Here is a 12,898-nt window from a genome sequence, read left to right as displayed (position 1 = left end):
CCGGTGCCGCCCCACGGGGAGCGGCACCGGCCATCGGGAGGCGGACATCGCAAAGGGCTCCGGGGATCTTCCCCGGAGCCCTTTGCGATGCGCCGGCAGGGGTCTCCCCGCGCCCTTTCCCCGGTACGGCCGACGGGGTCCCTGCCCCGCGCCCTTTCCCGGTGCAGCTGACAGGGCCCGTGTCCCGTGGCCTTTTCCGCTGCGGCCGGCGGAGCCCGTGCCCGGTGAACCTTCCGATGAGTTCAAGGGGTCTGCGCCCCGCGGCCTCTTCCACTGCGGCCGGCGGGATCCGTACCCCATGAATCTTCCGCTGCGGCCGGCGGGGTCCGTGCCCCAGGAGCCTTCCGATGAGTTTAGGGGATCTGCGCCCCGCGGCCTCTTCCGATGCGGCCGGCGGGGCCCATGCCCGGTGAACCTTCCGATGGGTTCAGGGGCCCATGCCCTGTGATCCGGCGAGGGGCTAGCCCTGGTCGCGGCAGACCGAGCAGCTGCTCAGGCCGGCCTCCTCGGCCTCGGCCCGGGTCATGGTCTCGATGCCGCTGCCGTCCGTGCCCTTGATGAGCGGGCAGGCGGAGCTGTGGAAGCGGCGGGTGCCGACGATGACCTTGACCGCTCCGGAGCCGCCGAGGGCGGGCTCCGGGCTGTCCTTGACGGCGGGGATGCCGTGGGGGGCGGTGTCTCCGTCGTCCGCGCCGGATGCCTCTTCCGGCGCCGTCTCCGGCACCGCCTCAGGGGCCTTCTCCCCGGCCGCCGGGACCTGCGGCTCCGCCGGCTCGGAGGGGCTGTCCGGCTCCGCGGAGGCGGACCGGTCGGCGGCCTTCCGCGCCGCCGGGGAGGGCTCCTCGGGAGCCTCCTGCGCGGCGGAGGCGGACGTGGCGGGGCTGCCGGGCCCGGCCGTGCCCTCGGCCCCGGAAGGCTCGGGATCGGCCTTGGAGGACTCGGAGGACGCGGGATCGGCCTTGGAAGGCTCGGGATCGGCCTTGGAAGGCTCGGAGGACGCGGGATCGGACGCGGAGGACGCGACAGGAGCCTCGCCCCTGACCGGGCTCCCGGCACCGGCGGGCGCGGAGGACGTGGCCGGACTCCCGGCGGCGGGCGCGGAGGGTGCGGCAGGAGCCTCGCCACCTACCGGGGTGCCGGCACCGGCGGGCCGGGAGCCGGCCGGGGCGCCGCCCCGGGGCTCGGACCCGCCTTCGGACTCTGCGGATTCCTCCACCTCGGAGGGCGCGGACCCGCCGGAAGGCAGGGACCGGGAGGGGATGATCGAGGTCTCGGCCCCGGTGGGGTCGGGCTCCGCCGGGCCGCCGGCTTCGGCGGGGGCCTCCGCCCCGGTGGAGGCGGGCGTGACGGGCTCCGGCTCGGCCGGGGTGCCGTCCTCCGGTTCGGAGGGTGCGGAAGACTTGGAGGGCTCGGAGGGCTCGGGTTCTGCCGGGGTCTCCGGCTGGGCGGCGGCCGACGCGACCATGTCCCGGCTGAACCAGCTGGTGGCCTCGGCGTCGGCGGACGTCTCCGGCTCGGGCTCCGGGGACTGGATCGGGAAGGTCCGGGCGGCGGTCTCCGCGGCGCGGAGCGGCGGGCTCGCCGGTTCCTGCGGCCGTGCCTGCTCCCGGGGAGCCGCCGGGCCCTGGATGTAGGGGCGGGTCACCGGAGCCGCGGCCTCCTGCGGGGTGGCCGTGGTGACGGGCCCGTACGGCGGGCTGAAGCGGGCGGTGGGCTCGTGGACGTCCGGCCCGCGGGTGTCGCCGGAGGGGCCGGGCTCCGGGGAGGGGGCCGGGTGCGCGACCGGTTTCTGAGCGCCGATGGGGGCGTCCTGCGGCTGGATCCCGCCGGTGAACTCGGGCAGGCACGTGGTGCAGGGCGTGAAGCCCTCCTCGCGCGCCTCCTCGTGAGTGAGCTCCTCATGATCCCTGCCGGCCAGCTGCCGACAGCCGGCGACGTGATACCGCTTGCGCCCGGGGATCACCAGGACGATCGCCTCGGCGTCCAGCAGGCCCTGCCTCGCGGCGGGAGCCGGCCCGGCCACCGGGCGCGGCCGGGGCTGAGACGCGACGGTCGCCGCCGGCGGCATGCCGTGCGGCGCCCTCGGGTGCGGAGCCGAGGGGACGCGCTGATCCGGCCTCATGTGCGGCGCGGGCATCGGCCCGGCCGGAACCGGTCCCTCGGGAGGGAGCGGAGCCGCCCCGGCGCGCCCGCCGGGGAACAGCTCGTGGCGGCGCAACAGCGCCCCGATCACCAGGAAGACCGCGGACAGAACGCTGACCGCGATCGACCACATGACCAGAAATGGCTTGGCCAGCACGAACCCCGCGATGAGCAGGACGATGGCGGTGACCACCAAGCCGGCGCTGATAAGGATCACAGAGGGACTCCCGGATACGGGTCAGAGGGATGACCCGACACCCTAGCGGCGGTCGTTGTGCGGACCGTCAACGCCCTGGAAGGCGCCCGAATGCTGCGACGGCTCACCACCGAACGGGTTGGGGGCACCCTGAATGGTCGGCTGTCCACCCTGAGCCACGGCGTGGGACATGGCCGGAGGGCCGCCCACGATCGGGAATCCGCCACTGCCCTCGGCAGCCACGGTCAGCTCGGCGAGCTGGTTCTCAAGATACAGCTTCAGACGGCTGCGGTACTCCCGCTCGAAGCTGCGCAGCTCCTCGACCTTGCGCTCAAGCTCGTCGCGGGTCTGCACCAGCGAACCCATGGCCTGGCGGTGCCGCTCCTGCGCGTCGCGTTCCAGCGTCTCAGCGCGGGCGCGGGCGTCACCGATGACCTGCTCGGCCTGGCGACGCGCCTTGCCGAGGATGTCGTCGGCCTCGCGGCGGGCCCGGGTCACCGTCTCGTCCGCCTCCCGGCGGGCATCGGCGATCGCCTGGTCGGCCGTCTGCTGGGCCAGCGCGAGCACGCGGGCGGCGGTGTCCATGTTGTCCTCGGCCGGGGGCATTCCCATGCCGACGGGAACAGGCTGCTGGTGCTGCACCGGCTCGGGGGCACGCATCGGCTCCGGCTGCGGCATCATCATCTCGGGCTTGGGCTCGGCCACGGGGGCGGGCGCCATGGCCATTCCCATTCCGCCGGGCACCTTGCCCCGCAGGCACTCCGCCAGCTTGGCGCGGAGCTCCTCGTTCTCTTGGATGAGACGGTCCAGCTCGGACTCGACCTCATCAAGGAAGGCGTCTACCTCTTCCTCGTCATAGCCCGGCCTGAGCCGGGTCGTACTGAATTGCTTGTTCCGCACATCAGCGGGCGTCAGCGGCATTTCGGTCTCCTTGGCGCGCTTGGAGTCTGTCCGGAGGGACGGTACCCGATCAACGAAGCGCGGACACGAGTTGGATCAAGACCAAGACCACAATGAACAGCACTGTGAAGCTTAGGTCAAAGGCCACCGTACCCAACCGGAGTGGTGGAATGAAACGGCGGAGGAACTTGAGAGGTGGGTCGGTCACCGTGTATACGGCTTCCGCCAGAACCAGGACGACCCCCGTGGGGCGCCACTGACGTGCGAACGCCTGCACCGTCTCAAAGATCATTCTGCCGATCAGCAGAACCAGGTAGAGGGACAGGATGACGACCAAGATCTCGCTAACGATCCCCACGGTCCGCCCCCGCCTCCACGCTGTTCCGCCGTCCCCGGTCTTGTCGGGACCTGTCCGGCCGGTCACTGTTCATGGTGGAACTCTAGCTCTGGTTGAAGAACCCGCGTTCCGCGATTCGGGCCTTGTCCTCGGCGGTCACCTCGACATTGGCAGGGGACAACAGGAACACCTTGTTCGTAACACGTTCAATGCTGCCGTGTAGGCCAAAGACAAGACCTGCCGCGAAATCGACAAGTCGCTTGGCGTCACTGTCAACCATTTCGGTCAGATTCATGATGACCGGGGTGCCGTCACGGAAGTGCTCACCAATTGTCCGCGCCTCGTTGTAGGTGCGGGGATGAAGCGTCGTGATACGCGCCAGATCGGTCGTGCGGCGCTCTATGACAGCCGTTGCGGGCCTCGGAGCGGGCACGCCTGGGTCAGTGTCGTCCTCGCGGTCCTGGACCGTGCCAGGCCGCTCCTCGCCGCCCCTCCGCGAGTCGTCGAAGTCGTCGTACTCGTCGTCGGAATAGCTGTCGTACCTCTCGTAGCGGTCGTCCTCCACAAGACCGAGGTAGACCGCCATCTTGCGCATCGCGCTGGCCATCGCTACTTCTTCCTCCGCCTTACTGCGATTTCCCTGGGGCGGTAGCCGCACCCCCTTGGAGCTCACCACCGATCGACCTCTATCTGGATACGCGGACGCCAAGGTCCACTTGAAGGGACATTACCTGACTAAGGGCTTCCTGCGACCGAGCAACGCCGTACCGACCCGCAGGTGTGTCGCGCCATTCGCAATGGCCTCGGACATATCACCGCTCATACCTGCGGAGATGACGTCGGCTCCGGGGTGGGCATCCCGCATGACCTGCGCGATCTCCCGGAGCCTGGCGAAGGCCCTGCCGGGCTCCTCCCCCAGCGGCGCCACCGCCATCACCCCGCCCAGCCGGATCCCGGGGGCGACGGCCAGTGCCTCCGCCAGCGCGGCCACGTCCGCCGGCCGCGCCCCGCCCCGCCCGGGATCGCCGTCCAGGGCGACCTGCACCAGGCAGGTGATCTCCCGTCCCGCCCTGACCGCCTCCTGGCTGAGGGCGGTCACCAGACGCGGGCGGTCCACCGAGTGGACGACGTCGGCGTAACCGGCCACGGAGCGGGCCTTGTTGGTCTGCAACTGGCCGATGAAGTGCCAGGTGAGGTCCAGGCCCGCACATTCGCGCACCTTGACCGAAGCCTCCTGGTCACGGTTCTCCCCCACGTCCGTCACCCCCAGCGCGGCCAGTAGCCGCACGTCGGAGGCCGGGTAGGTCTTGCTCACCGCGATGAGCGTCAGCTCCTCGCGGGCACGGCCGGCGGCCCGGCAGGCTTCGGCGATGCTCGCCTCAACCTCGGCCAGACCGGCCGCGATCTCATCACGTCGTGTTGTTTCCGTCACTTCTCCGCCGTTCAAATACCGACAAACCGGCGGAATCCATTCTCCCTGTCACAGCTGAGTGATCCGTCGACCACCCAGCCGTGAGCAATGTCACTTCAGGAAGTCGGGGACGTCGAGCTCCTCTTCCTGCTCCTCGAAGATCACCGGCCGCCTCCGGGCGGGGTCGGAGACCCTGGCGGAGATGGGGGTGGGCTGCGAGGGCTCCGGCGCCGGGCGCGGGATCGACACCGGCGGCGCCGGAGCCTCCTCCGCGCGGGGCGGCTCGGCCTGCTCCGCCGGGATGTGCACCGGCGGGGCGGGCTGGACCGGGTGGATCTGCTGGACCGGCTGCGGAGCCGGCGGGATCGGCGTCTCCACCACCGGGGCGGGTGCCGGCGGGCCGGCGACCGGCCGGACCTGCGCCTGCTCGACCCTGGGCTCGGGCCGGGGCTCGGCCTTCACCGTGGGCGTCACCGGACGGACCGGCGCGGTCACCGAGGGGGCGGGAGCCGGGCGCGAGGCCGGCTGCTGGCGGGCGGCCGGCTGCGGCACGACGGTCTTGACCTCCGCGGCGGGCTCGTCGAACCCGGCCGCGATCACGGTGACGCGCACCTCGTCGCCGAGGGCGTCGTCGATGACCGTACCGAAGATGATGTTGGCATCCGGCGCCGCGGCGTTGGAGACCAGCTGGGCCGCTTCGTTGATCTCGAACAGGCCGAGGTCGGACCCGCCGGCGATCGAGAGCAGGACGCCGTGGGCGCCGTCGATGCTGGCCTCCAGCAGCGGGCTGGAGACGGCCATCTCGGCGGCGGCGACCGACCGGTCGTCGCCGCGCGCGTGGCCGATGCCCATGAGCGCCGAACCGGCTCCGGACATGACCGACTTCACATCGGCGAAGTCGAGGTTGATCAGACCAGGCGTGGTGATGAGGTCGGTGATGCCCTGGACGCCGGAGAGCAGCACCTGGTCGGCCGCCTTGAAGGCGTCCAGCACGCTCACCTGCCGGTCGGAGATCGACAGCAGCCGGTCGTTCGGGATCACGATGAGGGTGTCGACCTCCTCGCGCAGGGTCTCTATGCCCGCCTCGGCCTGCATCGCCCTGCGCCGGCCCTCGAAGCTGAAGGGCCGGGTGACCACGCCGATGGTCAGCGCGCCCAGCGAGCGCGCGATGTTGGCCACCACCGGAGCACCGCCGGTGCCCGTGCCACCGCCCTCTCCGGCGGTGACGAACACCATGTCGGCGCCCTTGATGACCTCTTCGATCTCCTCGCGGTGGTCCTCGGCCGCCTTGCGCCCGACTTCGGGGTTGGCCCCCGCGCCGAGGCCGCGGGTGAGTTCGCGCCCGACATCAAGCTTGACGTCGGCGTCACTCATCAGCAGCGCCTGAGCGTCGGTATTGATGGCGATGAACTCGACGCCCTTGAGTCCCTCCTCGATCATCCGGTTGACGGCGTTGACTCCGCCTCCGCCGATTCCTACAACCTTGATGACCGCGAGGTAGTTCTGCGGTGCTGCCACGACGAGGGGCCTTTCCGCTCGTTGACTTGCAATTTCATGCGGCACGGGGCCCGTGCCGTCGTTTCCAAAACCCTCACCCTCAAGTTGAGATTTAGATTTATGTCAACCTGAGGAGTGATACGGACAGTAGGAGTTACGCTCCAGGTGGGTCAACTAACCGCGCCGCAAGCGCGTCCGGCGTGTCGCGGGCCGTCCTTTTCCGGGACCGCGCGCGACCTGCCGGGGTCACTTCACCGTCACGACGTCGGGCGAGCTCACGTCATAGGTGTCGGCGGGACGTTTCAGCAGCGTGACGAGGATGCCGGCCTTGGCGGCCGGACGGTCCCGGCCGCCCCACACGACCTCGCGGCCGTCCTTGAGACGCATCGAGACGGTCTCGGGCGAGGGTGCGAGCACTTCCGAGAGCCGCCGGGCCAGATCTTCGGGCAGCGCCTGTATGACGGTCAGCGCCGCGGCGGTCGCCGGGTCGCCGGGCTGGGGACGGTCGACGCGCAGCAGCGGGAGCGACGGGGGCGCGACGTCCTTGATCTCGGTCATCACGCCGTGCCGGTCCATGAGCGCGAACTTGGGGCCGACCGCCACCACCGCCAGCGGCTCGCGTTCCACGATCTCCACCATCAGCGTGCCCGGCCAGCCGCGGCTGACCCGCACCGACTCGATCTGCCGGATCCTGCCGATCCGCTGCTCGACCTCGTCCACGTCCACGATGGCCAGGGGCCTGCCCTCGGGCACCCCCGTCGCCTGCTGGATCTGCTGGGCGGGGATGCCGAGGTTGCCCACCACCCGGATGTCCCGGACGCCGAGCACCGACGAGAAGAACACCAGCCAGGCGGCGGTGCCCACCACTCCCACGGTGAGCAGGGCCAGGAAGGCCGACCTCCACACCCCGTTCATCGTCTCCCCCCGTCCGGCGGCTCGGGCGCCGGTGACCGTCCCCTCCCGCGGGTCACCGGGCGGCCAGCTCCGCCACGATGCGGGGGCCCAGTTCGGTCACGTCGCCCGCCCCCATGGTGAGCACGATGTCGCCGGGCCTGGCCCGGCCGGCCACCAGGGCGGGGACCGCCTCCCGCTGCGGCGCGTAGGTGACCCGCTCCGGCGGGAGCGGCACCTTGCCCGCCACCAGGGCCCCGGAGACGCCCGGCTCCGGGTCCTCACGGGCACCGTAGACGTCCAGCACGATGGCCTCGTCGGCCAGGCCCAGGGCGACGCCGAACTCGTCGGCGAAGAACCTGGTGCGCGAGTAGAGGTGCGGCTGGAAGACCGCGATGACCCTGCCGGAGCCGGAGAAGGACGCCACCACGTCCCGCGCCGCGCGCAGGTCGGCGGCGAGCTCGGTCGGATGGTGGGCGTAGCTGTCGAAGACCGCCACCCCCCCGGCCTCGCCCTTGGCCTCGAAACGACGCTTGGCGCCGGTGAAGGCGGCCAGGCCGTCGCGTATCTCGTCGAAGGACACGCCCAGCTCCATCGCCACGGCGATGACCGCGGTGGCGTTGAGCGCGTTGTGGCGGCCGGGGACGGCCAGCCTGACCTCCCCGCGGCCCTCGACCGCGAAGGAGATGCCCAGGCCGTCGGGGAGGATCCCGCTCACCCGGAAGTCGGCGCCCTCGGCCTCGCCGTAGGTGACCACCTTCAGGCCGCGCGCGCGGGCGATCGGGACCAGGGCCGCGGAGCCCGGGTCGTCGGCGCAGATCACCATCGACTTCCCGACCCGTTCGACGAACCGCGCGAAACTGTCGTAGACCGCGCGCGGGTCACCGTAGTTGTCCAGATGGTCCGGCTCCACGTTGGTCACCACGGCGATCTCCGGGGCCAGCATGAGGAAGGAGCCGTCGCTCTCGTCGGCCTCGGCCACGAACACCTCGCCCGCGCCCTCGTCGGCGCCCAGGCCGGTGGTCACGAGCTGGCCGCCGACGCAGTAGGACGGGTCGGCGCCGCACTTCTGCAGCGCCACCGTGAGCATCGAGGTCGTGGTGGTCTTGCCGTGGGTCCCGGCCAGGGCGACCCCGGTACGGCCCGCCATGACCGAGGCCAGCGCGGCGGCCCTGGGGATCACCCGCAGCCCCTGGCGGAGCGCCTCGCCCAGCTCGGGGTTGGAGTCGCGGATCGCGGTGGAGACCACGACGGTGTCGACGTTCTTGATGTTCGAGGCGGCGTGGCCGATGTGGACCCTGCCGCCCAGCTCCCGCAGCTCGGTCACCATGTCCGAGCCGCGCGCGTCGCTGCCGGAGACCGGCACGCCGCGCTTGAGCAGGATGCGCGCGATGCCGGACATCCCGGCACCGCCTATCCCGATGAAGTGGACGCGCCCGAGCTCCTCGGCCGCGACCGGATCCACCAACTTGACCAGGCTCATCGGTCGCTCACCACTCCTCGCTAGCCACGCGGACGGTCTCGTTCCCCGGCCGGCCGGGGCGCGCACCGCGCCGGTCCCGTTCCGCGCTCATCGATCGCTCATCGCTCCTCGTCGGCCGCATGCCCGGCTTCCGGCTCATCGGCCCCTGCCCTCCGCCGCGATCTGCAGCACCCTGCGGGCGAGCGTCACGTCGGCGTCTTTCCGCCCCATCCTGGAGGCGGCCTCCGACATGGTGACCACGCGCTCGGGGTCGGACAGGATGGGGAGCACGTTCTGGATGATCCACTCCGGTGTCAGGTCGGCGTCGTCGACCATGAGGCCGCCACCGGCCTGCACGATCGGCTCGGCGTTGAGCCGCTGCTCGCCGTTGCCGTGCGGGAGCGGGATGTAGGCGGCGGGCAGGCCCACCGCGGTCAGCTCGGCACAGGTCATGGCGCCGCTGCGGCACAGGGCGAAGTCGGCCGCGGCGTAGGCCAGGTCCATCCGGTCGACGTACTGCAGCACGACGTACTGCGGGTCGCCGGGCGGCGGCTCCTCCTCCAGCGTGTTCTTCGGGCCGATGACGTGCAGCACCTGCACTCCGGCCCGGCGCAGCACCGGGGCGGCGGCCAGGGCCGCCTGGTTGAGCGACCGCGCGCCCTGGGAACCGCCGGTGACCAGCAGCGTGGGCAGGTCGGCCTCCAGGCCGAACCAGGAGCGCGCCTTGTCGCCCACGGAGAGGCGGTCCAGCCCGACGATCTCGCGCCGGAGCGGGATGCCCACGTGTTCGGCGCGGGGCAGCGGCGTGTTCTGGTGGCCGGTGAACACGTGGTCGGTCAGCCGCGCGCCCAGCCGGTTGGCCAGGCCGGGCCTCGGGTTGGCCTCGTGCACCACGATCGGCACGCCGCGCCGCCGCGCCGCCAGGTAGGCGGGGGTCGCCACGTAGCCGCCGAATCCGACCAGCACGTCGGCCTGGACGCGGTCCATGATGCCCGCGGCCGCGTTGATGGCGCCCGCCAGCCGGCCGGGCACGCTCAGGAGCTGGGGCGTGATCGCCCGCGGCAGCGGCACCGCCGGCACGAGCTGCAGCTCGTAGCCCCGGGCCGGGACCAGTCGCGTCTCCAGGCCGCGCTCCGTGCCGAGGCAGGTGATCCCGATGTTCGGATCAAGCCGGCGGAGCGCGTCGGCCAGGGCCAACGCCGGTTCGATATGACCGGCCGTCCCGCCGCCGGCGAGGACCACCCTCATGTCGGTCCTTTCACTTCACTCATCGTCTTCCGCGGACCGGCCGTCGTTTCCGCGCCGGGCCGCCCAGTCGCTCATCGTCTTGCGTGGCCGGCCGTCGTCGCCGGGCCAGACCACCCAGGCCAAGCCAGCTTAGGCCCCGCGCCACCGGTCCGGGGCCACGTGCCGCCAGAGCCTCGCGCGCCCCGGGCTCCTGTTTGGCGAAGGCGAGCAGCATCCCCAGCGCTGCCAGGGTCGGCAGCAGCGCGGATCCGCCGTAGGAGATCAGGGGCAACGGGATGCCGGTGATGGGCAGCACACCGATGACCGCGCCGATGTTGACGATCGCCTGACCGACGATCCAGGCGATCGCGGCGACCGAGGCGAGCCGGACGAACGGGTCCCTGACCCGGGTGGCCACCCGCAGGCCCGCGTAGCCGAGCAGGCCGAACAGGGCCACCACGACCAGCGTGCCCATCAGGCCGAGCTCCTCACCCAGGATGGAGAAGATGAAGTCGCTCTCGGCGTGCGGGGTCCAGTTCCACTTCTGCCGGCTGGCCCCCAGTCCGAGCCCGAACCAGCCTCCGCTGCCCATCCCGATCTGGCCCTGCACGAGCTGGTAGCCCGCGTCCTGCGCGTTGCCCCACGGGTCGAGCCACCCCTTGATCCGCGCCGAGCGGTAGCCCTCGATGGTGATCATCGTGACGGTGGCCAGCACCATGACCGACAGGATGCCGCCGAACAGTTTCAGCGGCGCGCCCACGACCCACAGCAGGGCCAGGAAGATCATCATCAGGACCAGGGTGGTCCCGAGGTCTCTTCCCAGCATCACCAGGACGGCCATGATCGCCAGGCCCGGCATGAGGGGGATCAGCAGCCTGCGCCACTCGATCTGCCCGGCGCGGGCCCCCTTCGCCAGCAGATCGGCCCCCCACAGCACCAGCGCGAGCTTGGCCGGCTCCGACGGCTGGATGGTGAGCTCGCCGATGTAGATCCAGCGCTGCGCGCCCTGCTCCGCCGAGCCGATGAACATGACCAGGATCAGCCCCAGCGCGGCGAAGACCATCAGCGGGTAACCCGCCTGCCGGAAGAACCTGAGGGGCAGCCGGGCGCAGATCCACATCAGGAACAGCCCCAGGGCCATCGAGATGAACTGCCGGCCGAAGAGCGCGAACGCCGACTGCCGCGTCTGGAGCGCGTGGATGCTCGACGCGGACAGGACCATCATCAGTCCCAGGGCCATCAGCAGCGCGCTGACGCCCAGCAGCAGGTGGTAGGAGAAGAGAGGGCGCGCCAGCAGCTCCCGCACGCGCACCAGCCGGCCCCTGAAGGAGCCGGCGTCCGGCGGCCGGTCGCTCACGGCTGTCATCCGTCACTCCGCCCCGCCGGCCGGGCAGGGGTCCCCGGATCCCGCAAGCGCGCTCTCATGCGTCCCCGGCACCGCCCTGGGAGCCGTCCAGACGCTCCAGCACGGCCCGGGCGAAGGCCTTCCCCCGGGCCCCGTAGCCGGGGAACATGTCCAGCGAGGCCCCCGCCGGGGCCAGCAGCACGGTGTCCCCGGGGGCGGCGAGCCTCGCGGCTTCGATGACGACACGGTCCATGACCCCAGTGTCTTGCCCGGCCACCTCCACCACCGGGACATTCGCGGCGTGTCGCGCCAGAGCCTGCCGGATCCGCTCGCGATCGGCGCCCAGCAGCACCGCGCCGCGCAGCCGGGGCGCGGCCCGCCGTACCAGATCGTCCACGTCGGCGCCCTTGAGCTGCCCGCCGGCGATCCAGACGATCGAGGGGTAGGCGGCGAGCGAGGCGGCGGCGGCGTGCGGGTTGGTGGCCTTGGAGTCGTCGACGTAGTCGACCTCGCCGACCCGCGCGACCCGCGCCATCCGGTGCGGGTCGGGGACGAAGTCCAGCAGGCCCTGCCGTACGGCCTCCGCGGGCACCCCGTAGGAGCGGGCCATGGCGGCGGCGGCGAGCGCGTTGGCCACGTTGTGCGGTGCGAACGGCCGGATGTCGTCGAAGGAGGCGAGCTCCTCGGCGTGGCGCGCCGGGTCGGCCACGAACGCCCGGTCCACCAGCAGGTCTTCGACCACGCCGACCTGGCCGGGCGCCGGCACGCCGAGGGTGAAGCCGACGCTGCGCGCGCCCGTGCCCCCGTCGTACGGCGCCGCCAGGCGGGCCGACCACTCGTCGTCGGCGTTGTGGACGACCGTCCCGGCCCGGGTGAAGATCTCCCCCTTGACCCGGGCGTACTCCTCCAGGGAGCCGTGCCAGTCGAGATGGTCGGGGGCGACGTTGAGCACGGCCGCGGTGTGCGGGGCGAGGCTGGGCGAGCGGTGGAGCTGGAAGCTGGACAGCTCCACGGCCAGCACGTCGGCGGGGCCGGTGACGGCCTCCACGACGGGGGTGCCGACGTTGCCGACCGCGAGCGCCGCGTGCCCGGCCGCGGTGAGCATCGAGGTGAGCATCCGGACCACGGTGGTCTTGCCGTTGGTGCCGGTCAGCGCCAGCCACGGCGCGGCGCCCGCCGGGCGGAGCCGCCAGGCCAGCTCGACCTCGCCGATCACCTCCACCCCGGCCTCGGCCGCCGCGACCAGCAGCGGATGGTGCGGCGGCCAGCCGGTGGCGACGATGAGGGAGGTGCCGGCGGGCGGCTCGACCGGCTCGCCGAAGCGGACCTCGACGCCGATCCCGGCCAGCTCCGCGGCGGTCGCCCTGGCCCGCTCCCCGTCCCGGCCCTCCAGGACGACCACCTTCTCGCCCCGGGCGGCCATGGCGCGGGCGACGGCCGTGCCGGAGACTCCCAGACCCGCGACGCAGATCACCGGGCCACCTCCGCCG

Annotated in this window: 11 protein-coding genes; all 11 read right to left on the bottom strand. The window is 72.1% G+C overall.

The window, feature by feature from the left end:
- Positions 1 to 460 precede the first annotated feature (460 nt).
- On the bottom strand, positions 461 to 2,359 hold the full coding sequence (locus SROS_RS13945; RefSeq protein WP_012889581.1) for a hypothetical protein: 1,899 nt from the start codon (positions 2,357 to 2,359) through the stop codon (positions 461 to 463).
- Positions 2,360 to 2,401: 42 nt separating this feature from the next.
- Complete coding sequence (locus tag SROS_RS13940; RefSeq protein WP_012889580.1) at positions 2,402 to 3,259, bottom strand: DivIVA domain-containing protein; 858 nt, start codon at positions 3,257 to 3,259, stop codon at positions 2,402 to 2,404.
- A gap of 49 nt (positions 3,260 to 3,308) precedes the next feature.
- Complete coding sequence (locus SROS_RS13935) at positions 3,309 to 3,596, bottom strand: YggT family protein (protein ID WP_012889579.1); 288 nt, start codon at positions 3,594 to 3,596, stop codon at positions 3,309 to 3,311.
- A gap of 82 nt (positions 3,597 to 3,678) precedes the next feature.
- Positions 3,679 to 4,182, bottom strand: a complete 504-nt coding sequence (locus tag SROS_RS13930) for a cell division protein SepF (RefSeq protein WP_012889578.1) — start codon at positions 4,180 to 4,182, stop codon at positions 3,679 to 3,681.
- Positions 4,183 to 4,302: 120 nt separating this feature from the next.
- Positions 4,303 to 5,007, bottom strand: coding sequence for a YggS family pyridoxal phosphate-dependent enzyme (locus SROS_RS13925; protein WP_012889577.1), 705 nt, complete (start codon positions 5,005 to 5,007; stop codon positions 4,303 to 4,305).
- Between the two features lie 90 nt (positions 5,008 to 5,097).
- Entirely contained in the window at positions 5,098 to 6,504 is a 1,407-nt protein-coding gene (ftsZ, locus tag SROS_RS13920; RefSeq protein ID WP_012889576.1) for a cell division protein FtsZ, read from the bottom strand.
- A gap of 225 nt (positions 6,505 to 6,729) precedes the next feature.
- Entirely contained in the window at positions 6,730 to 7,398 is a 669-nt protein-coding gene (locus SROS_RS13915) for a cell division protein FtsQ/DivIB (RefSeq protein WP_012889575.1), read from the bottom strand.
- Between the two features lie 52 nt (positions 7,399 to 7,450).
- A complete protein-coding gene (gene murC, locus SROS_RS13910; RefSeq protein WP_012889574.1) occupies positions 7,451 to 8,857 on the bottom strand; it encodes a UDP-N-acetylmuramate--L-alanine ligase in 1,407 nt (468 codons plus the stop codon).
- Positions 8,858 to 8,992: 135 nt separating this feature from the next.
- Positions 8,993 to 10,084, bottom strand: coding sequence for an undecaprenyldiphospho-muramoylpentapeptide beta-N-acetylglucosaminyltransferase (gene murG, locus SROS_RS13905; protein ID WP_012889572.1), 1,092 nt, complete (start codon positions 10,082 to 10,084; stop codon positions 8,993 to 8,995).
- Between the two features lie 19 nt (positions 10,085 to 10,103).
- A complete protein-coding gene (ftsW, locus tag SROS_RS13900; RefSeq protein ID WP_012889571.1) occupies positions 10,104 to 11,429 on the bottom strand; it encodes a putative lipid II flippase FtsW in 1,326 nt (441 codons plus the stop codon).
- 55 nt (positions 11,430 to 11,484) lie between these two features.
- Positions 11,485 to 12,882, bottom strand: a complete 1,398-nt coding sequence (murD, locus tag SROS_RS13895) for a UDP-N-acetylmuramoyl-L-alanine--D-glutamate ligase (protein WP_012889570.1) — start codon at positions 12,880 to 12,882, stop codon at positions 11,485 to 11,487.
- Positions 12,883 to 12,898 lie beyond the last annotated feature (16 nt).

Source organism: Streptosporangium roseum DSM 43021 (genome assembly GCF_000024865.1).
Lineage (GTDB): Bacteria > Actinomycetota > Actinomycetes > Streptosporangiales > Streptosporangiaceae > Streptosporangium > Streptosporangium roseum.
This window is presented reverse-complemented; position numbering and strand designations above follow the sequence as displayed.